The sequence below is a fragment of the Mesorhizobium sp. Mes31 genome, assembly GCF_024519675.1.
Classification (GTDB): domain Bacteria; phylum Pseudomonadota; class Alphaproteobacteria; order Rhizobiales; family Rhizobiaceae; genus Mesorhizobium.
The window spans coordinates 221,649-245,238 of the sequence record NZ_JALJRL010000001.1 but is presented as its reverse complement, the minus strand read 5'-3'; the positions used below and the strand labels follow the sequence as shown (position 1 = coordinate 245,238).

Annotated in this window: 23 protein-coding genes; 8 read left to right on the top strand and 15 right to left on the bottom strand. The window is 63.6% G+C overall.

From position 1 onward, the window contains the following. Nucleotides 1–20: 20 nt before the first annotated feature. Entirely contained in the window at nucleotides 21–506 is a 486-nt protein-coding gene (locus NR193_RS01125; RefSeq protein ID WP_256749055.1) for an ester cyclase, read from the top strand. A 51-nt stretch (nucleotides 507–557) separates the two neighbouring features. Here the strand turns inward: NR193_RS01125 and NR193_RS01120 are convergent, their stop codons facing one another. The 11 genes from NR193_RS01120 to NR193_RS01070 form a co-directional block, all read right to left on the bottom strand. Beyond that, nucleotides 558–872, bottom strand: a complete 315-nt coding sequence (locus NR193_RS01120; RefSeq protein WP_256749054.1) for a hypothetical protein — start codon at nucleotides 870–872, stop codon at nucleotides 558–560. A gap of 40 nt (nucleotides 873–912) precedes the next feature. Continuing rightward, a complete protein-coding gene (locus NR193_RS01115) occupies nucleotides 913–1,275 on the bottom strand; it encodes a nuclear transport factor 2 family protein (protein ID WP_256749053.1) in 363 nt (120 codons plus the stop codon). Nucleotides 1,276–1,358: 83 nt separating this feature from the next. Further along, nucleotides 1,359–1,838 (bottom strand): carboxymuconolactone decarboxylase family protein, encoded by a 480-nt coding sequence (locus tag NR193_RS01110; protein ID WP_256749052.1) that lies wholly within the window; start codon nucleotides 1,836–1,838, stop codon nucleotides 1,359–1,361. Between the two features lie 110 nt (nucleotides 1,839–1,948). After that, nucleotides 1,949–3,502, bottom strand: coding sequence for an alpha/beta fold hydrolase (locus NR193_RS01105; protein ID WP_256749051.1), 1,554 nt, complete (start codon nucleotides 3,500–3,502; stop codon nucleotides 1,949–1,951). 114 nt (nucleotides 3,503–3,616) lie between these two features. Next, on the bottom strand, nucleotides 3,617–3,928 hold the full coding sequence (locus NR193_RS01100; protein WP_256749050.1) for a formate dehydrogenase subunit delta: 312 nt from the start codon (nucleotides 3,926–3,928) through the stop codon (nucleotides 3,617–3,619). Then, the gene (fdhD, locus tag NR193_RS01095) at nucleotides 3,918–4,745 is read right to left on the bottom strand and encodes a formate dehydrogenase accessory sulfurtransferase FdhD (RefSeq protein ID WP_256749049.1); all 828 of its coding nucleotides are present in this window, start codon (nucleotides 4,743–4,745) and stop codon (nucleotides 3,918–3,920) included. Before fdhD ends, NR193_RS01100 begins: the two co-directional genes overlap by 11 nt. Continuing rightward, nucleotides 4,745–4,969: a hypothetical protein gene (locus NR193_RS01090; protein WP_256749048.1), complete on the bottom strand. Its 225-nt coding sequence runs from the start codon at nucleotides 4,967–4,969 to the stop codon at nucleotides 4,745–4,747. Before NR193_RS01090 ends, fdhD begins: the two co-directional genes overlap by 1 nt. A gap of 59 nt (nucleotides 4,970–5,028) precedes the next feature. Continuing rightward, complete coding sequence (fdhF, locus tag NR193_RS01085; protein ID WP_256749047.1) at nucleotides 5,029–7,941, bottom strand: formate dehydrogenase subunit alpha; 2,913 nt, start codon at nucleotides 7,939–7,941, stop codon at nucleotides 5,029–5,031. A 10-nt stretch (nucleotides 7,942–7,951) separates the two neighbouring features. Further along, on the bottom strand, nucleotides 7,952–9,508 hold the full coding sequence (locus NR193_RS01080; protein WP_256749046.1) for an NADH-quinone oxidoreductase subunit NuoF: 1,557 nt from the start codon (nucleotides 9,506–9,508) through the stop codon (nucleotides 7,952–7,954). After that, nucleotides 9,505–9,984 (bottom strand): formate dehydrogenase subunit gamma, encoded by a 480-nt coding sequence (locus NR193_RS01075; RefSeq protein WP_256749045.1) that lies wholly within the window; start codon nucleotides 9,982–9,984, stop codon nucleotides 9,505–9,507. Before NR193_RS01075 ends, NR193_RS01080 begins: the two co-directional genes overlap by 4 nt. A gap of 134 nt (nucleotides 9,985–10,118) precedes the next feature. After that, nucleotides 10,119–11,018, bottom strand: a complete 900-nt coding sequence (locus tag NR193_RS01070; RefSeq protein ID WP_256749044.1) for a LysR family transcriptional regulator — start codon at nucleotides 11,016–11,018, stop codon at nucleotides 10,119–10,121. 157 nt (nucleotides 11,019–11,175) lie between these two features. Here NR193_RS01070 and NR193_RS01065 point away from each other — a divergent pair, with 157 nt between their 5' ends. Both NR193_RS01065 and NR193_RS01060 read left to right on the top strand, forming a co-directional pair. Continuing rightward, the gene (locus NR193_RS01065) at nucleotides 11,176–11,817 is read left to right on the top strand and encodes a DUF47 domain-containing protein (RefSeq protein ID WP_256749043.1); all 642 of its coding nucleotides are present in this window, start codon (nucleotides 11,176–11,178) and stop codon (nucleotides 11,815–11,817) included. Nucleotides 11,818–11,820: 3 nt separating this feature from the next. Continuing rightward, nucleotides 11,821–12,825 carry an inorganic phosphate transporter gene (locus NR193_RS01060; protein ID WP_256749042.1) on the top strand — a complete coding sequence of 335 codons (1,005 nt, stop codon included), beginning with the start codon at nucleotides 11,821–11,823 and terminating at the stop codon, nucleotides 12,823–12,825. 45 nt (nucleotides 12,826–12,870) lie between these two features. Here NR193_RS01060 and NR193_RS01055 read toward each other — a convergent pair whose 3' ends face one another. Continuing rightward, entirely contained in the window at nucleotides 12,871–13,248 is a 378-nt protein-coding gene (locus NR193_RS01055; RefSeq protein ID WP_256749041.1) for a VOC family protein, read from the bottom strand. A gap of 180 nt (nucleotides 13,249–13,428) precedes the next feature. On the opposite strand from NR193_RS01055, the gene NR193_RS01050 reads away from it, so the two are divergent. Next, on the top strand, nucleotides 13,429–14,604 hold the full coding sequence (locus tag NR193_RS01050; RefSeq protein WP_306279906.1) for an Mrp/NBP35 family ATP-binding protein: 1,176 nt from the start codon (nucleotides 13,429–13,431) through the stop codon (nucleotides 14,602–14,604). Between the two features lie 93 nt (nucleotides 14,605–14,697). Here NR193_RS01050 and NR193_RS01045 read toward each other — a convergent pair whose 3' ends face one another. Then, entirely contained in the window at nucleotides 14,698–15,150 is a 453-nt protein-coding gene (locus NR193_RS01045) for a carbon monoxide dehydrogenase subunit G (protein WP_256749040.1), read from the bottom strand. 146 nt (nucleotides 15,151–15,296) lie between these two features. On the opposite strand from NR193_RS01045, the gene NR193_RS01040 reads away from it, so the two are divergent. The 4 genes from NR193_RS01040 to NR193_RS01025 all read left to right on the top strand — a co-directional run bounded on the left by NR193_RS01040 (nucleotide 15,297) and on the right by NR193_RS01025 (nucleotide 20,073). Continuing rightward, on the top strand, nucleotides 15,297–17,102 hold the full coding sequence (locus NR193_RS01040; protein WP_256749039.1) for an IlvD/Edd family dehydratase: 1,806 nt from the start codon (nucleotides 15,297–15,299) through the stop codon (nucleotides 17,100–17,102). Nucleotides 17,103–17,398: 296 nt separating this feature from the next. Continuing rightward, complete coding sequence (locus NR193_RS01035; RefSeq protein WP_256749325.1) at nucleotides 17,399–18,223, top strand: chromate resistance protein ChrB domain-containing protein; 825 nt, start codon at nucleotides 17,399–17,401, stop codon at nucleotides 18,221–18,223. After that, entirely contained in the window at nucleotides 18,220–19,611 is a 1,392-nt protein-coding gene (gene chrA / locus NR193_RS01030; RefSeq protein ID WP_256749038.1) for a chromate efflux transporter, read from the top strand. The genes NR193_RS01035 and chrA overlap by 4 nt, the downstream gene beginning before the upstream one ends. A gap of 63 nt (nucleotides 19,612–19,674) precedes the next feature. Continuing rightward, a complete protein-coding gene (locus NR193_RS01025) occupies nucleotides 19,675–20,073 on the top strand; it encodes a hypothetical protein (protein ID WP_256749037.1) in 399 nt (132 codons plus the stop codon). A gap of 19 nt (nucleotides 20,074–20,092) precedes the next feature. On the opposite strand, the gene NR193_RS01020 is transcribed toward NR193_RS01025, so the two are convergent. Next, the gene (locus tag NR193_RS01020) at nucleotides 20,093–21,682 is read right to left on the bottom strand and encodes a trimethylamine methyltransferase family protein (protein ID WP_256749036.1); all 1,590 of its coding nucleotides are present in this window, start codon (nucleotides 21,680–21,682) and stop codon (nucleotides 20,093–20,095) included. A 187-nt stretch (nucleotides 21,683–21,869) separates the two neighbouring features. Next, nucleotides 21,870–23,363 carry a PLP-dependent aminotransferase family protein gene (locus tag NR193_RS01015; protein WP_256749035.1) on the bottom strand — a complete coding sequence of 498 codons (1,494 nt, stop codon included), beginning with the start codon at nucleotides 23,361–23,363 and terminating at the stop codon, nucleotides 21,870–21,872. Nucleotides 23,364–23,590: the final 227 nt, after the last annotated feature.

The window sequence follows — 23,590 nt, the reverse complement described above, 5'->3', positions numbered from 1 at the left end:
CAACCAGGGAGGAAAGAACCATGCATCGCCGCCAGTTTCTGACAACCGCAGCCGTCGCCGCCGCGCTCTTCGTCGCGGCGCCGTCCTTTGCCGCCGACACGGCGCAATCAGTGGTCGAAGCCTATCTCGCCGCCTGGAATGCCCATGACTCGGCCAAGGCCGCCGGCTACTTCGCCGACGACGTCACCTATTACGACGCCTCGGTCGGCAAACCGGTCAAGGGCAAGGAGGCCGCCAAGACCGGCGTCATCGACAACTTCCTCAAGGCCGTTCCAGATGCCGTCTGGACGATGAAGGGTGCGCCCGTCGTGGAGGGCGACCGCGTCTCGTTCGAATGGGAGTTTTCCGGCACCAATACCGGCGCCTGGGCCGACGGCACCGCCGCCACCGGCAAGAAGTTCTCCTTCACCGGCGCCTCGATGTTCTCGGTCAAGGACGGCAAGATCGCGACCCAGAGCGACTATTACGACGCGCTCGGCTTCTACAAGCAGCTTGGCCTGATGTAGCAGCGCCGCCTGCTTCCCTTCTCCCCGTTGCCGGGGAGAAGGGCGTCGCCACTACTCCACAATGCGATAGATGTTCCACATGCTGGTGCCCGACACGACATAGGGCTCCATCTCCTTGCCCCATTTGGCGTGGGCGTCGATCTTGCCGATCTTGGCGAAGACCGCCTCCAACTGGGCCAGACTCTCGACCTGGTGATGCGACTCGACAGTCGCCTCCCGCGCGCCGATCGATCCGGTCATGATCTGGAACTTCAGGTCGGCGATGCCGACCTGCGAGCCGATCTCACGTTCCCATTTCTTCAACAGTTCAAGCACGGTCTGCTTGTGCCCGAACTTGGCGTCGATCTGCCATCTGGCGCTGAACATGGTGGTTTCCTCCGAGATTGCGGTTGAGCCCGCGATTGATCTACTCGTCCCAGGCCTGCACGACGGTCTGCCGTGCGATCCGCCCGTTCTTCAGCTCCAGCATCGCCGCGGCGAACACTTTCGTGCCGTCCGGGTAGGCGCAGGCCTGGGTGAAGGCCAGGCTGTCGCCATCGGCGATCGTGGTATCGACCTTGTGGGTCATCGCCCGGCTGCAGATGTCGTCCCAGAACGTGCTGATCGCTGCGCGCCCGCGGATTTCGCGCGGCTTGCTCGGTGGGTTGTTGCGGTCGATCACCCGCACCAGCGCGTCGTCGGCATAGAAGCTCGACAGGAGTTTTCCGTCACGGCCTTCGATTGCCTTCTTGATCGCCGCGCCGTCCACGGCCTGTGTCTTGGTCAGCATTTTATCCTCCATGTGCCCGTCTTCGCGATCGGGCGGTTGATAATCAGAAGTGCTGTCCGGCGCTCATCGCCGGGCAGGGATTTTCACTGCGACTTCGCCTTGACGGCAGCAAACACGTCGTCTGTCTGCTTCTTGAACGTCGCGAGATCGACCTGGCTGCCGTTGAGAATCGTCGACCAGTGGCGCACGATCGCCGCCATCGCGATCGCCTCCTTGATCTCCTCGTCGCTCGCACCGTTGAGCTTGGCCGCCTCGGTGTGGAAATAGATGCAATACTGGCAAGGAATCTGCGACGCGACCGCGAGGCCCATCAGTTCCTTGGTCTTGCCGTCGAGCGCCGTGTTCGGGTTGAGCTGGACGCCCTTGATCTCGGCCCAGGCGCCGGCGATCGCGACGTCAGGCAAGGTCTTGAACATGTCCGGCACCGAGCCGAGAGTTGCCTGGATGTCCTTGTAGGCGGCCGTTGCCGATGCATCCTCGGCCTTTGCGGGAGTGATGGCGAACAGCGCGCCAACGCCTGCCGCTATCACGAGTGATCTGACATTCAGCTTTGACTTCAGCATTTCATCCTCCGTTCGCAGCGCCTTTCCCGGCGACACCCGCCTGGCCTGCATGGGAGAAATTGATAGCGCTTACGGTGGCATGGCCGCTTCGCCCGAAAGCGCCATGGCTCTCATGGCCCGTCTGGGCCAGTGTGCCTGACGGAAAATGCCGCCGCCGCCGCTCGCGATGGCAGATCGAGTTTGAGCAGTATGTTGGCGACGTGGCGCTTGACCGTGTGTTCGCTCAGCCTGAGCTCGGCGGCAATCGCGGCATTGCTCTTGCCGTCGGCGATTAGGCTCACCACCTCGCTTTCGCGCGCCGTCAGGCAAGCCGGCTCCGTCGCCCTGACCTTGGGACGGCAAGCCGGTTCCAGATGCTGTTCGGACATCGCCAGCACGAGCGCCAGCGGCTCGTCCAGTTCGTCGACGCTGATACGGCCGGCATCCGCGAAATGCAGCCCGGAGCCGGCGGCCAGATCGGCGACCAGCCGCGACGCCAGGATGTCGCCGCGCCCGGCATGAGTAGAGAGTTGCATCGCCACGCGGCCTGTCAGTCCTGCCGGCGGTCCGCGCAACTCGATCTCGCCGACATGCGCCCCTTGTGCGCTCGCTACGCCGATTTCCTGCGCTGCTTCGCGCAACGCCGCCGCGCACCGCAAGGCACGCCCCGGTCCATCGAAACGTGAAATCATCACTTCGCCATGCGTATCCACGCAGCGCCCGCCATGGCGCCCGACAAGTGTTCGCCATGTTTCCTGGAAGCGCTGGCTGCGTTCGCTCCACATGCGGTCGCCAAGCCGCGCCGTATCGTAGATGCGTGTCACCAAAAGCGCAGCCAGTACGCGCTCCGCTTCCACCACGGCGCGCTCGCCGGTCAGGAATTCCTCGATTAGGTCGGCCACCCGGTCCACGTCGCCGGTCCAGATCGGATGGTCGCGCCCCGGCACTTCGACCAGCTTGGCGTTTGGGATCTTTCTCGCCAGATAACGGCTGGCGTCGGGGTCGACCCGCGCATCGTTGCGGCGATGGATCAAAAGTGTTGGCGCGCTGATTGCCGCCAGCACGTCACGCACGTCGATTTCCGCGTTCATACGCGCCAGCGCCGCCGCTGCCGTCGGGCTCGCCGACAGCCGTTCGAAACGCGCCCACCACTGGGCGAAATGCGCGTCATCAACGCGACCCGGCGCGAAATTCGGCAAAGTGGCGCCGGTGCCCCAGGCCGTCCCCGCCGTCTCGATGAAGGCCTCGAGGCGTTCTGGCGGCATCACCCATTTGTGGAAATGCGCATAGCCGCCATAGAGTGCCAGCGCCCGCGTCCGTTCCGGATAGGTTGCGGCGAACAGCATCGCCATCGGCGCGCCTTCGGAGGCACCAAGCAGCGCCGCGCGGCCGCTGCCTGCGGCGTCCATCACCGCGCGCACGTCATCCATGCGTGTTTCGAGACTGGGCAGGTGGTGCGCGTCGACACGGTCGGAAAGACCCGTGCCGCGCTTGTCGAACAGGATCAGCCGCGAGAACGCCGAAAGCCGCTTCAAGAGCCGGCTGTAGCCTTCGTCTTCCCAGTGCAGGTCGAGATTGGAAATGAAGCCCGGCACGAAGACGAGATCGAACGATCCCTGGCCCACCACCTGGTAGGCGATCCGCACGTCGCCGCTAAGGGCGTATCGGGTCTCGATCGGCCTCACCAGGTTATCCGCCCCCGGCCTGACGATTTCTGATCGTCAACCATAGCAGAACAGTGCCGATTGCGGCAGCTTAAACTTTAGCGAAAGGAAATATAAGCCGGCGCGGCTCGGCGGCTATTTTTGCGAGGCGGCGACGTCTGCCGGGAAGGCCTCGAGCCCGAGTTTGAGGTCGGCCTCGGCCGGCGTGATCGGCCGCTTGATCTTGGCGGAGGCGGCCACCACCAGTTCGTTGAAGTTCTCGGTGCCGCCCTCCAGCATCTCGAACAGCTGCCGACGCATCCTCGGCTCCCAGAACTTGTTGATATGCTCGGCAACGCCCGCGATCCCTTCCTCACGCGGTTTGGAATGGAAAAAATCGGCGATCTGGTTTGCCATCCGCACCAGCTTCTCGCTGGTGCTCATGATGTGTTCTTCGTCATGCGACATGCTTGGCAACTCCGGAAGCCACCCGGTCGGGGTGGGTGAAAATATCGAAATCATCGCCACGCACCAGCGCCACCAGCGTCATGCCGGCCTCTTGCGCCGTGCGAATGGCAAGGGCTGTCGGGGCAGAGACGGCGATGATGAAGGCCGAACCGATCGCCGCCGTCTTCTGCACCATTTCGACAGAGACACGGCTGGTCACCACGACGGCACCGGAAGCGCCGCCGATGCCGGCCCTGGCCAGCGCTCCGGCCAGCTTGTCGAGCGCATTGTGGCGGCCGACATCCTCGCGCGCCATGACGATGCCCTTGCCGGGAATGTAAAAGCCGGCGGCATGCACCGCACCGGTCTCGGCATGCAGCGGCTGGACCTTGGACAAGAGCTTGACCGAGCGAACGATGTCCTCGGCATCAAGCGTAAGCTTTGACGCACCAACCGTATCGACCGAGCGCATCGCCTCCTCGATCGATTCGATGCCGCACAGCCCGCAACCGACGGGGCCGGCGAGCCTGCGCCGTCGCGCCTCGAAACGCGTGTTGGCCTGATCCTTCAGCCGGATCTGGATGTCGATGCCCTCGCCGAGATCCTCGACCTCGATGGCTTCGATTTCCTGCGGGTCGGCAATGATGCCTTCGGTCAGCGAGAAGCCGAGCGCGAAATCCTCGAAATCGGCCGGGCTTGCCATCATCACCGCATGGGTGGTGCCGGCAAAGGAGAACGCCACCGGCGTCTCCTCCGGCACCATGCGGTTTGCCGCCGCGGTGCCGCTGGCACGGTGGGCGAGGCGAGAAATCTGAGAGATAGGAGGGCGTTTGTGCATTAGGCCCGCCTCATCCAATCCGGTGTAAGTTCGGGAACGTCGCTCGCAATGGATTCAAACGCAACGTAATGCCCGTTGCCCATTATCTTTCCGACTATGCGACGGAGGTTGTCGAAGTCTTCTTTGGCAGTCTCTTTCTGAATATCGCTGAGAAAGCCGTCGAGTTCGGAGCCGTGCTTTTCACACAAGCGTAGAAGCTTTTCGTAGGCGTCCTTTCGGGTCACGTTTGCTTCTCCATCAGTGCACCATCCTACTCATCTCTCACGAGAGCAGGCTGTCCGTACTACTCCGCCGCTTCCAGCTTTGCGATGCGGCGGCTCTGCTTGGCCTGCTCGTCATAGTCGCGCTGCCATTCTGACGGCCCGTTGGAGGCGCCGACCTGCACCGCTGTCACCTTGTATTCCGGACAGTTGGTCGCCCAGTCGGAGAAGTCGGTGGTGATGACGTTGGCCTGCGTGTCGGGATGATGGAATGTCGTGTAGACGACGCCTGGCGATACCCGGTCCGTGATCAGCGCGCGCAGCGTCGTTTCGCCCGAGCGGCTGGTCAGCCGCACCCAGTCGCCGTCACGCAGTCCGCGGTTCTCGGCATCGTGCGGATGAATCTCCAGCCGGTCCTCGCTGTGCCACACGATGTTGTCGGTGCGCCTGGTCTGCGCGCCGACATTATACTGCGACAGGATGCGCCCGGTGGTGAGCAGCAGCGGGAAGCGTGGCCCGGTCCGCTCGTCCGTCGCCACATATTCGGTGCGGATGAACTTGCCCTTGCCGCGCACGAAACCATCGACATGCATGATCGGGGTGCCGAGCGGCGCCTTCTCGTTGCAGGGCCATTGCACGGATCCGACACGGTCGAGCAGTTCGAACGAGACACCGGCGAAGCTCGGCGTCGTCTTGGCGATCTCGTCCATGATCTGCGAGGGATGCTGGTAGTTCCAGTCCAGCCCGATCGCTCGGGCAAGCTCCTGCGTCGCCTCCCAATCGGCGTAGCGCGCCTTCGGCGCCAGAATCTTGCGCACCATGTTGATGCGGCGCTCGGCATTGGTGAAAGTGCCGTCCTTCTCGAGGAAGGTCGAGCCCGGCAGGAACACATGCGCGTAGTTGGCGGTCTCATTGAGGAAGAGGTCGTGCACGACGACGCATTCCATGGCGGCGAGGCCGGCGGCGACATGCTTGGTGTCCGGATCGGACTGGAGAATGTCCTCGCCCTGGATGTAGATCCCCTTGAAGGTACCGTCGACCGCCGCATCCAGCATGTTGGGGATGCGCAGGCCGGGTTCGTCATCCAGCTTCACGCCCCACAGGGTCTCATAGATGTCGCGCACGGCTTCGCCTGAGATATGGCGATAGCCGGGCAGTTCGTGCGGGAACGAACCCATGTCGCAGGAGCCCTGCACGTTGTTCTGGCCGCGCAGCGGGTTCACGCCGACGCCCGGCCGGCCGATATTGCCGGTGGCCATGGCGAGGTTGGCGATCGCCATCACCGTGGTTGAACCCTGGCTGTGTTCCGTCACACCGAGGCCGTAGTAGATGGCGCCATTGCCGCCGGTGGCGTAGAGACGCGCCGCGCCGCGGATCAGTTCGGGATCGACGCCGGACAATTTGCCGACGGTTTCGGGGCTGTTCTCCGGCAAGGCGACGAAAGACGCCCAGTCCTGGAACTCCGCCCAGTCGCAACGTTCGCGGATGAAGGCTTCGTTGAAAAGACCTTCGGTGACGATGACATGCGCCAGCGCCGTCAGCACGGCCACATTGGTGCCGGGCTTCAGCGGCAGGTGATAGTCCGCTTCGATATGTGCCGACTTGACCATCTCGGTGCGACGCGGATCGAGCACGATCAGCTTGGCGCCCTGGCGCAACCGCTTCTTCAGCCGCGAGGCGAACACCGGGTGGGCGGAAGCGGGATTGGCGCCGATGATGACGGCGACGTCAGTGAAATCGACGGAGTCGAAATCCTGCGTGCCGGCCGAGGTGCCATAGGTCTGGCCGAGCCCGTAGCCGGTCGGCGAGTGGCAGACGCGCGCGCACGTGTCGACATTGTTGTTGCGGAAGCCTTGCCGCACCATCTTCTGGACGAGGTAGGTTTCCTCGTTGGTGCAGCGCGACGAGGTGATGCCGCCTATCGCGGTGCGTCCGTACTGATACTGGATACGGCGGAATTCCTTGGCCGTATGGGCAATCGCCTCTTCCCAGGTCACCTCGCGCCAGGGATCGGTGACTTTTTCCCGGATCATTGGCGACAGGATGCGGTCCTTGTGGGTGGCGTAGCTATAAGCGAAACGGCCCTTCACGCAGGAATGGCCGTGGTTCGCCTTGCCCTCCTTGTAGGGCATCATGCGAATGACTTCGTCACCCTTCACCTCGGCCTTGAACGAGCAGCCGACGCCGCAATAGGCGCAGGTGGTGACGGCCGAACGCTCCGGCAAGCCCTTGGCAAGTACCGATTTTTCGCGCAGCGCATCGGTCGGACAAGCCTGCACGCAGGCGCCGCAGGACACGCATTCCGAATCGATGAACGCCTCGTGCATTCCCGCCGAAACTCTGGATTCGAAGCCGCGCCCTTCGATCGTCAGCGCGAAGGTGCCCTGCACCTCCTCGCAAGCCCGCACGCAACGCGAGCAGACGATGCATTGCGCCGGATCATAGGTGAAATAGGGATTGGATTCATCGCGGGCGATGTAGTCGACCGCCAGCGAGCCATGGCCGGGCGCCACGCCGTTCTCCTGCTTGACGTGGTTGCGGCCCTCGATGCCGTAGCGGTTCTCGGTCAGGCCGACCGACTTCGCCACCGCGTCGAACTCGCTGGCGCCGGTTCCGGCCTTCTCGTTCCAGCCGGTCGGATGGTCGGAGACATAGAGTTCCATGACGCCACGGCGGATGGCGTCGAGCCGCTCGGACTGCGTGCGCACCACCATGCCTTCGCCGACAGGTGTGGTGCAGGACGCCGGCGTGCCGCCGCGCCCTTCGATCTCGACGAGGCAGATGCGGCAGGAGCCGAACGAGTCCAGCATGTCGGTGGCGCAGAGCTTCGGGATCTCGACCCCGCCTTCCATCGCGGCACGCATGATCGACGTGCCTTCCGGTACGGTGATGCTGCGGCCGTCGACGCTCAGCGTGACCTGCTTCTCGGCCTTCGATTGCGGGGTTCCGTAGTCGATCTCTTCGACGAGGGATGGGAAGTCGGCCTTGATGTTCATCTGCCAGCTCCTATTCAGCAGCAACGCGCACGGGCGCAGGCTTGAAGTCGTCGGGGAAATGGGTGATCGAGCTCATCACAGGGTAAGGCGTGAAGCCGCCCAGCGCGCAGAGCGAGCCGAATTTCATCGTGTTGCAGAGGTCGGTGACCAGAGCCAGGTTCTTCTCCGGCTCGATGCCGGCGGCGAGCCTGTCGATGGTCTCGACACCGCGCGTCGAGCCGATGCGGCAGGGCGTGCACTTGCCGCAGCTCTCGATGGCGCAGAACTCCATGGCGAAGCGCGCCTGCTTCAGCATGTCGGCAGTGTCGTCGAACACCACGATACCGGCATGGCCGATCAGCCCGTCCTTGGCCGCGAAGGCTTCATAGTCGAATGGCGTGTCGAACAGCGCGCGCGGGAAATAGGCGCCGAGCGGCCCGCCGACCTGCACCGCCTTCACCGGCCGGCCGGTCGCGGTGCCACCGCCGATATCGTCGACGATCTCGCCCAGCGTCATGCCGAAGGCAGCCTCGAACAGACCTGCATGTTTGACATTGCCGGCGATCTGGATCGGGATCGTGCCGCGCGAGCGGCCCATGCCGAAGTCCTTGTAGAAGGCGGCACCCTTGTCCATGATGACAGGCACGGAAGCCAGCGAGATGACATTGTTGATCACCGTCGGCTTGCCGAACAGCCCCTTGTGAGCCGGCAGCGGCGGCTTTGCCCGCACCACGCCGCGCTTGCCTTCGAGTGAGTCGAGCAGCGCCGTCTCTTCGCCGCAGACATAGGCGCCTGCGCCGACGCGGATCTCCATGTCGAAAGCGTTGGACGAGCCCAGCACGCTGGCGCCAAGGACACCAGCCTTGCGGGCGACCTCGACAGCCTTGTTCATCACCGCCACCGCATGCGGATATTCCGAGCGGATATAGACGAAGCCCTTGGTCGCACCCGTGGCGATGCCGGCGATCGTCATGCCTTCGATCAGCACGAAGGGATCGCCCTCCATGATCATGCGGTCGGCGAAGGTGCCCGAGTCGCCTTCGTCGGCGTTGCAGACGATGTATTTGCGGTCGCCAACGGTATCGAGCACCGTCTTCCACTTGATGCCGGTCGGGAAGCCCGCACCACCACGCCCGCGCAGCCCGGATTCAGTCACTTGCGCAACAATGGCGGCGGGCGCCAGTTCCAACGCGTTCGTCAGTCCATTCAACCCGCCATGTTTCTTGTAGGATTCGAGCGACAGCGGATCTGTGACGCCGCAACGCGCGAAAGTCAGCCGCGTCTGCCTGGCCAGGAACGGGATCTTGTCGGGCGCGCCCAGCCAGCGTTTGTGATGGCCGCCGGTGAGGAAGCCGCTGTCGAACAGGCTTTTGACATCGGAGGGTTTCACCGGCCCATAGGCGACACGGCCATTCGCTGTCGCAACCTCGACCATCGGCTCGAGGAAATAGGCGCCGCGCGAGCCGTTGCGCACGATCTTGGCTTCGATGCCGCGCTCGGCGAGTTCACTTGCGATCGCCTTGGCGACCTTTTCGGCGCCCAGCGCCAGTGCGCCGGAATCGCCAGGAATGTAGATGCGGGGGATCATGAGCGCACCTCGGCAACGATCTCTTCGATCTTTGTGTCATCGAGCCGCCCGATCACCTCGCCGTCCAGCATTGCCGACGGCGAACAGGCGCAAAGCCCGAGGCAATAGACCGGCTCCAGTGTAACCGATCCGTCGCGGGTGGTCTCGTGGAAACCGATGCCGAGCAATTGCTTGATCTTGGCGGCGATGGCGTCCGAACCCATCGACTGGCAGGATTCTGCCTGGCAGAGTTTCAGCACATGCCGCCCGGCCGGATGGCTGCGGTAATCATGGTAGAAGCTGACGACGCCGTGCACCTCGGCCCTGGAAATGTTCAGCGCCTCGGCGATGACAGGCAGTGAGTCCTGCGGCACATGGCCGAACTCTTCCTGGATGCCGTGGAGGATCGGCAGCAACGGGCCTTCCAGCCCTCTCATCTCCTGGATGATCGCCGCCGTGCGCGATGCGATCTCGGTACTTGCAGGCTGCATGGTCATGCAGCGCCCTCCCTGGTCGATAGCTTTTTTCGCTAAGTCTTTACAAAATCAGAGGAAACCCGCGAAATCAATATCGCTGTACCGTCGATCGATAGAGATCTTCTATCGATCGTGTTCAGCCTGCATTGTCTAGCCTAGCGCTGGGCGTGGAAATCGTCCGCCAGCGCCATCGCCTCGTCCAACAGCGCCGAGACCAGCGGTGTGTGCGGCTCGCGCGGTGTTGCCACCAGCCCGACGGTGTGGCTGGCATCCGGTTCGACAATCGGGATGGCCCGGACCGGTTCGGAAAAGCCGAATGTTTCCGCAAGGTTGAGCGGCATGATCGACGACCATTTGCCGGTGCGGATGTGGGAAAACAGCACGATCATCGAGTTGGATTCCAGCGTCGGCCGCACCTGTACGCCGGCCTCGGCCAGATGCTGGTCGATGATGCGGCGGTTCTGCATGTCCGGCGTCAACAGGCAGAGCGGCAGCTGGCTGAGCTCGGCCCACGTCACTTTGTCGCGGTCGGAATAGGGATTTCCGACAGCGGTGATCAGCTGATAGCGCTCGTCATAGAGCGGCACGCTGGTCACTCGTCCCAGCGGCTCGTTGTCGAGATAGGTGATGCCGGCATCGATGTCGAAATTGCCAAGCAGCGACAGCACCTCGATCGAAGTCCGCGACAGCACCGAAAAGGTGACGCCGGGATGTTTTGCCCGGAAGGGGGTCGTCAGCCGCGCCACCATGGCCAGAGCGGTCGGGATGGCGGCGATGCGGATACGTCCGGAAAGGCCATGGCGCGCCGCCCGCATTTCCTCGCGCATGGCGCGGGTGTCGCCGACGATGCGCCGCGCCCATATCAGCACCTGCTTGCCTTCCGGTGTAAGCCCCTGGAAGCGCGAGCCGCGCAGAACCAGCATCACGCCGAGCTGGCCCTCCAACTGCTTGATCCCTGCAGAAAGTGTCGGTTGGGTGACACCGCACAGCTCCGCCGCCCGGCCGAAATGCTCTTCCTTGGCCAATGCGATGAAGAATTCCAGCTTGTCGATCATGCCATCTGTCCGGTCTTTGCGTGCAAGGTCGGGGAAATTGCGCTTCGCCGCAAGCGCTATGCGCAATTGGCCTGCATCCACATCTTTGAGCCGGCTACCTGTTTCCCCCGGCGGAATGTGGCGCTATGTGGTGGGACAGAATACGGGGAGGTCGGACATGCTGGGCTGGTTCCGCAAGCTGCTGCCGCGCGAAGATCGTTTCTTCGACCTGTTCGAACGGCATTCCCGTACCGTGGTCGGCGGCGCCGAGGCGCTCCAGCAGCTTCTCCAGGGCAAGGACATCGATCGCTGGTGTCAGAAGATCATCGATCTCGAGGATGAGGCCGATCGCATCACCGCCGAAGTCCTGCTGGCCGTGCGGCGCTCTTTCATCACGCCTTTCGATCGCGGCGACATCAAGGACCTGATCCAGTCGATGGATGACGCCATCGACATGATGCACAAGACCGTCAAGACGGTGAAGCTGTTCGAAAAGAAGGAATTCGACCCGCTGATGCAGGAAATGGGCGGCGTCATCGTCGCCGCCGCCAAGCTGGTGGCCGAGGCGATCCCGCTGCTTGCCAAGGTCGGGACTCATACCGCGCGCCTGACTGCCATTGCCGAAGAGGTCATGCGCGTCGAAAGCCGGGCCGACGACCTGCACGAGCAGGGGCTGAAGGACCTGTTCAGGAAGCATGGCCGCAGCGACCCGATGGCCTACCTGATCGGCAGCGAGATCTATGGCCAGCTGGAAAAGGTGGTCGATCGCTTCGAGGACGTCGCCAACGAGATCAGCGGCATCGTCATCGAGAATGTCTAGGTAATGGAAGCCACCATAGCCTTTCCCGTTCTCGCCGGTCTCATCGCGGTTGCGTTGTTCTTCGACTTTCTCAACGGCCTGCACGATGCGGCCAATTCCATCGCCACCATCGTCTCCACCCGCGTTTTGAGGCCGCAATATGCGGTGCTGTGGGCGGCCTTCTTCAATTTCATCGCCTTCATGTTCTTCGGTCTTCACGTCGCCGAGACCGTGGGAAAGGGCATCGTCGACGTCAGCATCGTCACCCCGGCGGTGATTTTCGCAGCCCTTGTCGGCGCCATCGTCTGGAACATCGTCACCTGGATTGCCGGCATCCCGTCGAGCAGCTCGCATGCGCTGATCGGCGGGCTGGTCGGCGCCGGCCTTGCAAAGGCTGGATTGAGTGCCATCGTCTGGGCGGGACTTGGCAAGACGGTCGCCGCGATCGTCGTGTCGCCGGCGACCGGTTTTGTCCTGGCGCTTGTCCTGATCCTTGTCGTTTCGTGGCTGTTCGTGCGGCAGACGCCGTTCGCCGTCGACAGCACCTTCCGCGTCATGCAGTTCTTTTCCGCCTCGCTCTATTCGCTCGGGCACGGCGGCAACGACGCCCAGAAAACCATGGGCATCATTGCCGTGCTGCTCTATTCGCAAGGCATGCTCGGCGCCAATTTCTACGTGCCGCTGTGGGTCGTCCTGACCTGTCAGTCGGCGCTGGCGCTGGGCACGTTGCTCGGCGGCTGGCGCATCGTCCACACCATGGGCTCGAAGATCACCCGGCTGAACCCGATGCAGGGCTTCTGCGCCGAGACCGGCGGCGCCATCACCCTGTTCGCCGCCACCTGGCTCGGTGTTCCCGTGTCGACCACGCACACCATCACCGGCGCCATCATCGGCGTCGGCGCCGCCCGCCGTGTCTCGGCCGTGCGCTGGGGCATTGCCGGCAACATCGTCATTGCCTGGGTTGTCACCTTGCCGGCCACGGCCGCCATTTCGGCGCTCACTTACTTCGCGGTCCGCCTGGCGGGATGAGGTGCGCATTGCAGCGCCTGGAACGGCCGGCAATCACGACACCGTCTATCGGTTCACAAGATTGAGGATGTTGCCGTCCGGGTCCTTGAACCATGCGATCTTCATGCCGGCGCCGACATGGACGTCGCCCTCGATCGTCAGGCCGGGCATTTCATAGTGCTCGAACGCAACGCCTTTCGATTTCAGCGATTTGACGACAGCCTCGATCTGATCGCCGACCGTCCAGGTCACCGCGGTCGCCTTGTTGGTCCCGGCGAACTGGGAACGATAGACATTGATGACCGTATCGCCGCTTTTGTAGACGATCAGCTCGCCACCCATATCGTCGACCTGCTTGAGGCCCAGCGTTCCTTCATAAAAAGCCTTTGCTCTCGCCAGGTCCTTCACCGCGAGATTGGCCGTTGCGTTGCTGTTTGCAAGCATGATGGTCTCCTTCCCTGGTTGGCGCTCCTCATGTTGCTCATTGAAATAGGTCGCGTGCCCTGCTTGACGACCGGCGTCCCGCTGGAGTTCTCGCTCGCAGGGGCCGGGGTGCGTCGAGTCGGCTGCTTGGTTCTGGTCGAAAACTACACTATCTGAGGTGCCGAACGCCGAGGAAAAATCATGCCCGTCACCAAGGATACCGTCATCGAACGCCTGAAAACGGTCAACGGGCCGGACTTCACCAGCAATATTGTCGACCTCGGCATGGTTTCCGAGATTTTCATCGCCGACGGCAAGGTTTTCTTCTCGATCACCGTCCCTGCCGCCCGCGCCCAGGAGATGGAGCCGCTGCGCGCCGCCGCCGAACGCGTCGTCAAGGCGATCCCCGGCGTCGCCGGCGCCGTCGTCGCGCTGACTGCCGAGAAGAAGGGCGGCGGCATGGAGGCTCCGGTTCCGGCGCGTCCTGCTCCCAGGCCCGCGCCGCCGGCCGCTCCAGCTGCTCCGCGGCCAGTTCCCCACGCCCCCGCATCGCAAAGCCACGGCAAGCGCGGCGTGCCCGGCATCGAGGCGATCATCGCGGTGGCTTCAGGCAAGGGCGGCGTCGGCAAGTCGACCACAGCCGTCAACATCGCCCTTGGCCTCGCCGCCAACGGTTTGCGCGTCGGCGTGCTCGACGCCGACATCTACGGCCCCTCCATGCCGCGGCTGCTCAACATCCATGGCCGGCCACAGACCGTCGACGGCAAGATCCTGAAGCCGATGGAGAATTACGGCCTCAAGGTCATGTCGATGGGCTTCCTCGTCGATGAGGAAACGCCGATGATCTGGCGCGGCCCGATGGTGATGTCGGCGCTGACGCAAATGCTGCGCGAGGTCGAGTGGGGTCGGCTCGACGTGCTCGTCGTCGACATGCCGCCCGGCACCGGCGACGCCCAGCTGACCATGGCCCAGCAGGTGCCACTGGCCGGCGCCGTCATCGTCTCGACGCCGCAGGACCTGGCCCTCATCGACGCTCGCAAGGGCCTCAACATGTTCAAGAAGGTCGACGTGCCGCTGCTCGGCATCGTCGAGAACATGAGCTATTTCATCGCTCCCGACACCGGCAAGCGCTACGACATCTTCGGCCATGGTGGCGCCCGCCGCGAGGCCGAGCGTCTCGGCGTCACCTTCCTCGGCGAAGTGCCGCTCGAGATGGGTATCCGCGAGAGTTCGGATGCCGGTACGCCGGTGGTTGTCTCGAAGCCCGATGGCGCCGAAGCGAAGATCTATCGCGACATCGCCGGCAAAGTCTGGGACCGGGTCAATGAAGAGCGCGGTGCTGCGGCAGCCGCGGTGCCGAGCATAGTGTTCGAGTAAGTTTTCCGTTCGGCAGGCGCTGCCCCTCATCATTACCCTCTTCCGTAAAGAACGGGGAGAGGAGGATCGCCGGCGGACAGTGCCAGCAGCAGCCTAAGCCGCGCCGACCTTCTCGCCGAACTTCGAAAAAAACTGTCCGGCCAGTTTCTTCGAGGTCGATTCGATCAGCCGGCTGCCAAGCTGGGCGATCTTGCCGCCGACATCGGCCTTGGCCGCGTATTTCAACACCGTGGCATCCGGGCCATCCTCCGTCAGCGTAACGTCGGCGCCGCCCTTGGCGAAGCCGGCAATGCCGCCCTTGCCTTCGCCCTGGATGGTGTAGGAATGAGGTGGCTTGAGATTCTTCAGCGTCACTTCGCCGTTGAAGGTCGCCTTGATCGGCCCGATCTTCAACACCACCGTCGCCGCCATCTCGGTCGGCGACTTCATCTCCAGGCTCTGGCAGCCTGGAATGGTCGCCTTCAAAACCTCGGGATCGTTCAGCGCTTCCCACACTTTTCGCAGGGGTGCGGCAATGCGCTCCTCGCCTTCGATCACCAAAGCCATGAAAACCTCCCAGACAAGACTGCCTGAAGCCGTAACGCACGGCCGGGTGCGTGTCTATCGCACCAAAGTCCGGTTGCGACCGCACGCCCTCTTGCCTGCTCTCGCGCGTTGCCATATCGATTTGTCTTACAAATACGGAGACCACGATGGCAGGCGCCCCCACCAGAAAGAAGAAATTTCGCTCGCAGGAGTGGTTCGACAACCCCGACAACCCGGGTATGACGGCGCTCTATCTGGAGCGCTACCTGAATTACGGCCTGACGCGGGCCGAGTTGATGTCCGGCAAGCCGCTGATCGGCATTGCCCAGACCGGCTCGGATCTGTCGCCTTGCAACCGCCACCATATCGAACTCGCCAAGCGCGTGCGCGAAGGCATCGTGTCGATGGGCGGCATTCCCTTCGAGTTCCCCTGCCATCCGATCCAGGAAACCGGCAAGCGCCCGACCGCGGCTCTTGATCGCAACCTTGCCTATCTCAGCCTCGTCGAGGTGCTCTACGGCTATCCGCTCGATGGCGTGGTGCTGACCATCGGCTGCGACAAGACGACCCCAGCTCTGCTCATGGCGGCGGCCACCGTCAACATTCCGGCCATTGCCCTCTCGGTCGGCCCCATGCTGAACGGCTGGCACAAGGGCAAGCGCACCGGCTCCGGCACCATCGTCTGGGAATCGCGCCAGCGCCTGTCGGCTGGTGAGATCGACTATGACGAGTTCATGGACATCGTCGCGTCCTCGGCGCCGTCCACCGGCTATTGCAACACCATGGGCACCGCCACCACCATGAACTCGCTGGCCGAGGCGCTCGGCATGCAACTGCCCGGTTCGGCCGCCATTCCCGCCCCTTATCGCGAGCGCGGCCAGATTTCCTACGAGACCGGAAAACGCATCGTCGAGATGGTGCATGAGGATCTGAAGCCGTCCGATATCATGACGCGGAAAGCCTTCGAGAACGCCATCGTCGTCAATTCGGCCATTGGCGGCTCCACCAATGCGCCGATCCATCTCAACGCCATCGCCCGCCATCTCGGTGTGCCGCTCGACAATGACGACTGGCAGAAGATCGGCCTCAAGGTGCCGCTCATCGTCAATCTGCAGCCGACAGGTGAGTATCTCGGCGAGGACTACCATCATGCCGGCGGCGTGCCGGCCGTGGTGGCCGAACTGATGAAGGGCGGGCTGTTGCCGCATCCCGATGCCTTGACCGTCAATGGCAAGTCGATCGGCGACAATTGCAAGGGGGTCGTCAATGAGAACATCGACGTCATCCGCACCGTCGCCGAGCCGCTGAAGACCAATGCCGGCTTCATCAACCTCAGGGGCAATCTGTTCGATTCGGCGATCATGAAGACCAGCGGCATCTCGCCGGAGTTCCGCGAGCGCTATCTCTCCAACCCCAAGGATCCAGAGGCTTTCGAGGGCAACGCCATGGTCTTCGACGGGCCCGAGGACTACCACGCCCGCATCGACGATCCGGCGCAAGGCATCGATGAACACACCATCCTGTTCATGCGCGGCGCCGGCCCGGTCGGCTACCCTGGCGGCGCCGAAGTCGTCAACATGCAGCCGCCGGCCTATCTGATCAAGAAGGGCATCCATGCGCTCGCCTGCATCGGCGATGGGCGCCAGTCGGGCACGTCGGGCTCGCCGTCGATCCTCAACGCCTCGCCGGAAGCCGCGATCGGCGGTGGATTGGCGCTGCTCAAGACCGGCGACCGCGTCCGCATCGATCTCAGGAAGGGCACGGCCGACATCCTCGTCACCGACGACGAGATCACCCGGCGCCGCGCCGAACTGCAGAACAATGGCGGCTATCATTATCCGAAGCACCAGACGCCGTGGCAGGAAATCCAGCGCGGCATGGTCGACCAGTTCTCCGAGGGAATGGTGCTGAAGCCGGCGGTGAAATACCAGGATGTCGCGCACACCAGCGGTGTCCCCAGGGACAATCACTGATTGGGTAATCATTGGTTATTCCCCGGGGTAATCATCGATTATTCCCAAGGACAATCATTGATTATTCCTAGCGATAGTCACTGATGCTGGAATCAACGGCAGGCGACCTGATCAATCAGACCGCCTGCCGTCTTTCCGTTCAGCGCTGCGTACACCAGCCGTAGGCGAGAACACTCACCATCCTTGACAAGCGCGCCCAACAAATCCACCATCATGGCAAGGGGTGCATCGCGACGACCCCGTGAGGCGTCAGCCCAACGTTCGCGTCCAAGCTTCTCTTCCAGGAGGTGGACGCCATGCCGTCAACAACCGCTATCACCGTATCGCAACTGTCCCGTCTGGTCGGTCTGCCGGGTGCTCCGGTAATCATCGATGTTCGCATTGACGAAGATTTTGATGCGGATCCCCGCGTGCTGCCGGCCTCGACCCGGCGCGATTTCAAAACCGTTTCGACCTGGGCCGCCGCGTTCGCCGGCAAGCCAGTGGCCGTCGTCTGCCAGAAAGGGCAGAAGCTTTCGCAAGGCGTCGCCGCCTGGCTGCGGCACGAGGGGATTTCCGCCGAATCCCTCGAAGGCGGCTTCGAAGCCTGGCGCGATGCAAAGGGGCTTCTGGTCCGCACCGACAAATTGCCATCGCGAGACGAAAAGGCCCGCACCGTATGGGTGACGCGAGCCCGCCCGAAGGTGGATCGCATCGCTTGCCCATGGCTGATCCGGCGTTTTATCGATCCTCTCGCGATCTTCCTGTTTGTCGAGGCGGCCGAAGTGCCTGCCGTGGCCGACCGCTTTCAGGCCGTGCCTTTCGACATCGACAACGTGTTCTGGAGCCATCGCGGCGAACGCTGCACCTTCGACACGATGATCGAGGAGTTCGAGCTGAAATCCGAGGCGCTGGACCGCCTTGCGGTGATCGTGCGCGCCGCTGACACCGCAAGCCTCGACCTGGTGCCCCAGGCGGCCGGCTTTCTGGCTGCCTCGCTTGGCCTGTCGCGTATGTTCCGCGACGATCTGGAGCAACTGGAAGCAGGCATGCTGCTCTACGATGCGTTCTTCCGTTGGTGTCGCGACGCCACCGAAGAAACCCACAACTGGCCCGCTGCCGGCACCGGCAAACCGTCATGAGCGTTTTGGTCCCGGAAGACGAAGCTGGGAGCGTCCAGGCACCGGTTGCACCGACCTTCGCCGAAGCCGTGAAGGTCTGGGCGAAAATCGGACTGCTCAGCTTCGGCGGACCGGCCGGGCAGATTGCATTGATGCACAAGGAACTGGTCGAGGAGCGGCGCTGGATCGGTGAACAGCGTTTCCTGCATGCGCTGAACTACTGCATGCTGCTGCCTGGCCCGGAAGCCCAGCAACTTGCCGTCTACATTGGCTGGCTGCTGCACAAGACGCTCGGCGGCCTTGTCGCCGGTATCCTGTTCGTCGTGCCGGGCGCGCTTGTCATGCTCATCTTGAGCAGCCTCTACATGCTCTATGGCGACGTACCGCTCGTCGAGGCGCTGTTTTTCGGGGTGAAGGCGGCGGTGCTTGCCATTGTCATCGAGGCGGTGATCCGGATCGGCCGGCGTGCCCTGAAGAACCGGGTCATGGTGTCGATCGCGCTCGCGGCCTTCATCGCCATCTATGCGTTGAATGTGCCGTTCCCGCTCATCATCCTGCTCGCGGGCCTGACGGGATGGCTGGGGGACCGCATTGCTCCCGGCCTGTTTTCCGGCTCCGCGCATGGCAAGGGCGATGTTGCCGACATCAAGGGGGCCGTCGACCTGATGTTCGAGCGCGGCGAACTCACCCATGTCGAGCCGACGACATGGCACGCGCCGCGCACTGTCGCGATCTGGCTGCCGATCTGGCTCGGGCCCGTTCTTGCGATCTGGTGGTTCACCGGCTCTGCAAGTGTCTGGACCGAGATAGGCAGGTTCTTCAGTCTCATGGCGGTCGTCACCTTCGGTGGCGCCTATGCGGTCCTCGCCTATGTCGCGCAGGCGGCCGTGCAGTCCTTCGGCTGGCTCGCGCCCGGTGAAATGGTCGACGGTCTTGGGCTCGCCGAAACGACGCCAGGTCCGCTCATTCTGGTGTTGCAGTTTGTCGGCTTCATCGCCGCGTTCCGCCATTCCGGGCCGCTGCACCCGTTGCTTGCCGGATCGCTTGGAGCGCTGCTGACCTTGTGGGTGACGTTCACGCCGTGCTTCTTCTGGATATTCCTAGGCGGGCCCTATATCGAAGCCCTGCGTGGCAACAAGGCATTGTCCGCCGCGCTGGGCGCGATCACCGCCGCCGTTGTCGGCGTCATCATGAATCTCGCTTTGTGGTTTGCCTTGCACGTCATCTTCCGGGAGGTTCGCAACATGGGCCTCGGCATGAATGTGCCGGTGTTTTCGTCGATCGACTGGCGCGCGGCGCTGCTTTCCGGTGCCGCCATGATCGCCATCCTGAGGCTGAAAGCCGGCATGCTGCCGACGCTTGCCGGATCCGCCCTTGCCGGTGTCTTGCTGCTGGCGGCGAGCGGCTAGATGCCGCTGCCTTTGTATTCCGCTTGCGAACCACCTAATTGGTTGGAAACGGATTGGACCATCATGGCGGGACGACGCTCTTCCCTCGGCTTCCTCGGAATGTTCGGCCGCTCGGGCGATCTCAGGCAGCTCGACACCGCATTGCGTGGCGCTGACCTTCATCCCGCCCTCGTGCCGGAGGGGGTGAAACTCACCATCGTCAATCTGATGAAGGATCGCTGGCCAGACGAGCCGCCTGGCCAGGCCTATCCGGAGGTGGCGCGGCTGTTCAGCTATTGCATTGCCGGGCCGGAAGCCTTCGAACGATCCAACGGGCTTCAGGGCAGGCTCGACGCGGAGCGCCGGATCGAAACAGCCCTCGAGACCGGCGACAGCTTCGATGCGCAAATCGTGCTGATGACGCTGCACGCCAAGCTGATCGGTGCCGAGGTCGTCGAGCGCTACGGGCTGAGCGCCGACTGACGGCTTCGAGGGAAGTGGCTTATCCGCCCATGCTGCCGCGCGGCAGCTTGATCATGTCGCCGAAGCGGGTGCGCAGTTTGTCGTCGACCAGCTTGGGGACATGGCGCGGGAAGCGCTCGGCAAGGACACGCTTCTTCTCGATGATCGCCCGCTGCAGGATGTCGGGTCGGCCCTTCTCGTTCCATTCCTTCGGCGAAAACCGGTCGCCGACGGCCGGATAGAAATATTCGGTCTGCATCAGCCGCAGCGTCTGCTCGTTGCCGAGATAATGTCCCGGTCCCTTCAGGCAGACATCGGCGATGGTGTCGATCGACAGCGATTCATCGGACACTTCGATGCCGCGCACACAGCGCAGGCAGTGACCGAGCATGTCGTTGTCGATGATCAGGCTTTCCAGGCAGAAACCGAGCAGCGAGGCGTGCATGCCGGCCGACTCATAGACCAGGTTGAGCCCAGCAAGGCCGGCCATCACATCGGTGATGCCCTTTTCATAGCCGGACTGGATGTCGGGCAGCTTCGAATCCGTCATGCCGGCGGCCGAGCCGCCCGGCAGGTCGTAGAATTGCGCCATCTGCGCGCAGGCCGCGGTCAGCACCGCCTGCTCGGCCGAACCGCCCGACATGGCGCCGGTCCTGAGATCCGAAACGAACGGCCAGGTGCCGAAGATCGCCGGATGCCCAGGCTTGATGGCGTTGACATAGACGAGGCCGGCCAGCACTTCGGCCACTGCCTGCACCACAGCGCCTGCAATCGCCGCCGGCGCCGTGGCGCCTGCCTGTCCGGCCGAGAGCAGGAGGATCGGGATGCCGCCCTCGACGCAGGCTTCGAGCACGCCGCAGGCGTCCTCGGCGAATTTCATCGGCGGCACGACGAAGCAGTTGGAATTCGAGACGAACGGCCGGGCGCGGAAGTTCTCCTCGCCCCCGGCAATGGCGTAGAGCATCTCGAGCGCCGGCTGCACGTTCTCGCGCACGGTGAACGAGGTGCCGACATGCTTGGACGTGCCCATCACGCAGGCATAGAGCGTGTTGAAGTCCATTTCGAGCGGATCGGGAATGTCGCGCGGCACCATTGGCCGCTGGAAGAAATGGATGTTGTCGAGCCCCTCGACGATGCGGGCGGCGTCATAGATGTCCTGCAGCAGCGACTCGCGGTATTCGCGCTTCTCGACATCGACCAGATGGACGGCGGCTCCGGCCGTGCCGTAGTGCACACGCTTGCCCTTGATCAGCATGTCGTGCCTGGGGTCCTGGCCGTGCAGGGTGAAATTCCGTGCCGCTTTCTTGATGGTATCGAGCACCAGCGCGCGCGGGAAGCGGACGCGGCCGTCGTCGGCGTAGGTGGCGCCGGCCTCGGTCAGCGCTTCGATGCAGGAGGGAATGGCGTTGGCGAATCCGACCGTTTCCAGCAGGGTCAGCACCGCCTCGTGGATGCGCTCCTGGTCGTTCCCGGTCAGCGGTCCGTAGCTGCCGCCTTCGAGACCGGCGCGTACCGGCTTGATGTCGTCGGCCAGCGGCGCGGCCCGCATGGCACGGCGCGCTTCGCGTCCGCCGGAGCGGCGCGAACGTTGATCCGCCGCCGCTTCCTGCTTTTCAAGAACCACAGACATGCAGACACTCCACCTTTCAGAGAAGCAGGGCGCGGCGGTTGGTCCACCATCGGCTGCTTCTTCCCCTTATGCCTCGACTATGCCGCCGGCATTGGCACAGCCTATGAGCCAGCCAGTCCGGTTGCATATGCCAGAGCTAAAGGACCTAGAGCCGCGCATGCGCGGCTCTGAAGGATCGGTCGAGGGATCAGGCGGCGGCAGGCCTGCGTCCGGCCGCGGTGGCCAGTTCGCGGATGCCGGGCTCGATGTGCTGCAGCGCGATCGAGGAGATGCCCAAGCGCATGAAGCGCGAGGGCTTTTCGGTGCGGTCGAAGAAGCGGTCGCCCGGCTCGATGATGACGCTGCGCGAGGCCGCGGCCTCGGCCAGCCCGCGCGCATCGGTGCCGCGCGGCCCCTCGAGCCACAGCGACGTGCCGCCGGCCGAATCGGTCGAACGCCATTCCGGCAGGAAAGCGGAAATCGCATGGACAAGGCGCTTGCGCCGCTCGTCGAAGGCGCTCGACAGCCGGCGCACAAGCGCCTCGTGGTGGCCGAGCGACAGGAACAGCGCGACGGCGCGCTGGTTGTTGGCTGGCGGATGGCGCAGCATGAAGCGGCGCAGGGCCCGGAGCTCGGAGATTAGTCCAGCGGAAGCGACGATATAGCCAAGCCGCAGCCCCGGAGCCAGCGTCTTCGACATCGAGCCGACATAGACGACGCGGCCGGAGCGGTCGAGGCTCTTCAGCGCCTGCTGCGGCGCCTCGTCGAGCAACTGGCTGTCATAGCCGTCCTCGATGATGATCTGGTTGTGGCGGTTGGCACGTGCCAGGAGATCCTGCCGCCGTTCCGCCGACAGCGGCACCATGGTCGGGCAATGATGGCTGGGCGTAACGAAGACGAAGCCGGAATCATTGGGAATAGAACCGGTTACGATGCCGGACTGGTCGACCGGCACCGGCTGGATGTCGGCGCCCGCTAGCCGGAAGATCGAGCGTGCGTCGGGGTAGCCGGGGTCCTCCATCGCCACCTTGGAGCCCTTGGTCATCAGCAGCGTCGCCAGCATGTAGAGCGCATTCTGGGCGCCCAGCGTGACGATGATCTCGTCGGGATTGGCGAAAATGCCGCGCCGGGGCAAGAGCCGCGCCTGGATCTGCTCGATCAGCAGCGGATCGTCGCGATCGACCATGTCGGACGCCCAGTTGCGGATCTCAAGCACCGCGAGCGCCATGCGGTTGCACTCGCGCCACTCGGCGGTCGGGAACAGCGCCGGGTCGAACTGGCCGTAGACGAAGGGGTAGGACGACTTGATCCAGTTCTCGTGCTTGGCCGGCGGCGGCATGTCGCTGGCGGCGATCTGGCGGCGGGCCTTCCAGTCGATCTCATTGGCCTGGTCGGGCGCCTTCTGGTGCGGCTTGGCCGGTGTCGCCAGCACGTCGGGATTGACGAAATGGCCACGCCGCTCGCGCGCCACCAGGAATCCCTGGTCGACGAGTTGCTGGAAGGCCAGCACCACGGTTCCGCGCGCCACGCCGAGTTTCTCGGCGAGGATCCGGCACGAGGGAAGCGGCATCGAAGCGGCGATCTGGCGATCGAGAATGGCTGCAACGATGGCCTGGCGGATCTGCGCCTGCAGGGTCTGGCCGGATTCGGCCGAAATCCGGAACAGGCCGGACCATATCGCCGTGTCGTTTCGCTGTGGCATGGAAGATGTTCCTCGATGGCCAGCTTTTTTCGCTTGGCTGGACCAGTCGAATGTAACGGTGGCACAAGGTGTTGCGCCAATCAATTTTTCTGATCTTTGAGATTTATGCCAGTGATCCTTCGGCCGAAATCCTGCCCCGCGTGATGCGTTGCATCATCGCCGCGTGATGCACTGCATCATCGCCGCATGGTGCACTGCGTCATCGCTGCGCATTGAACCGGATGGAA

What these genes read in the sequence shown, in the direction of transcription:
- NR193_RS01070 (WP_256749044.1), bottom strand. Translation starts at nt 11,018, where the DNA reads ATGATCGACAAGCTGGAATTCTTCATCGCATTGGCCAAGGAAGAGCAT.
- NR193_RS01020 (WP_256749036.1), bottom strand. Translation starts at nt 21,682, where the DNA reads ATGTCTGTGGTTCTTGAAAAGCAGGAAGCGGCGGCGGATCAACGTTCG.
- NR193_RS01035 (WP_256749325.1), top strand. Translation starts at nt 17,399, where the DNA reads ATGCCGTCAACAACCGCTATCACCGTATCGCAACTGTCCCGTCTGGTC.
- NR193_RS01060 (WP_256749042.1), top strand. Translation starts at nt 11,821, where the DNA reads ATGGAAGCCACCATAGCCTTTCCCGTTCTCGCCGGTCTCATCGCGGTT.
- NR193_RS01015 (WP_256749035.1), bottom strand. Translation starts at nt 23,363, where the DNA reads ATGCCACAGCGAAACGACACGGCGATATGGTCCGGCCTGTTCCGGATT.
- chrA (WP_256749038.1), top strand. Translation starts at nt 18,220, where the DNA reads ATGAGCGTTTTGGTCCCGGAAGACGAAGCTGGGAGCGTCCAGGCACCG.
- fdhD (WP_256749049.1), bottom strand. Translation starts at nt 4,745, where the DNA reads ATGCACAAACGCCCTCCTATCTCTCAGATTTCTCGCCTCGCCCACCGT.
- NR193_RS01110 (WP_256749052.1), bottom strand. Translation starts at nt 1,838, where the DNA reads ATGCTGAAGTCAAAGCTGAATGTCAGATCACTCGTGATAGCGGCAGGC.
- NR193_RS01120 (WP_256749054.1), bottom strand. Translation starts at nt 872, where the DNA reads ATGTTCAGCGCCAGATGGCAGATCGACGCCAAGTTCGGGCACAAGCAG.
- NR193_RS01055 (WP_256749041.1), bottom strand. Translation starts at nt 13,248, where the DNA reads ATGCTTGCAAACAGCAACGCAACGGCCAATCTCGCGGTGAAGGACCTG.
- NR193_RS01050 (WP_306279906.1), top strand. Translation starts at nt 13,429, where the DNA reads ATGCCCGTCACCAAGGATACCGTCATCGAACGCCTGAAAACGGTCAAC.
- NR193_RS01040 (WP_256749039.1), top strand. Translation starts at nt 15,297, where the DNA reads ATGGCAGGCGCCCCCACCAGAAAGAAGAAATTTCGCTCGCAGGAGTGG.
- fdhF (WP_256749047.1), bottom strand. Translation starts at nt 7,941, where the DNA reads ATGAACATCAAGGCCGACTTCCCATCCCTCGTCGAAGAGATCGACTAC.
- NR193_RS01080 (WP_256749046.1), bottom strand. Translation starts at nt 9,508, where the DNA reads ATGATCCCCCGCATCTACATTCCTGGCGATTCCGGCGCACTGGCGCTG.
- NR193_RS01025 (WP_256749037.1), top strand. Translation starts at nt 19,675, where the DNA reads ATGGCGGGACGACGCTCTTCCCTCGGCTTCCTCGGAATGTTCGGCCGC.
- NR193_RS01125 (WP_256749055.1), top strand. Translation starts at nt 21, where the DNA reads ATGCATCGCCGCCAGTTTCTGACAACCGCAGCCGTCGCCGCCGCGCTC.
- NR193_RS01100 (WP_256749050.1), bottom strand. Translation starts at nt 3,928, where the DNA reads ATGTCGCATGACGAAGAACACATCATGAGCACCAGCGAGAAGCTGGTG.
- NR193_RS01045 (WP_256749040.1), bottom strand. Translation starts at nt 15,150, where the DNA reads ATGGCTTTGGTGATCGAAGGCGAGGAGCGCATTGCCGCACCCCTGCGA.
- NR193_RS01075 (WP_256749045.1), bottom strand. Translation starts at nt 9,984, where the DNA reads ATGACCATGCAGCCTGCAAGTACCGAGATCGCATCGCGCACGGCGGCG.
- NR193_RS01115 (WP_256749053.1), bottom strand. Translation starts at nt 1,275, where the DNA reads ATGCTGACCAAGACACAGGCCGTGGACGGCGCGGCGATCAAGAAGGCA.
- NR193_RS01065 (WP_256749043.1), top strand. Translation starts at nt 11,176, where the DNA reads ATGCTGGGCTGGTTCCGCAAGCTGCTGCCGCGCGAAGATCGTTTCTTC.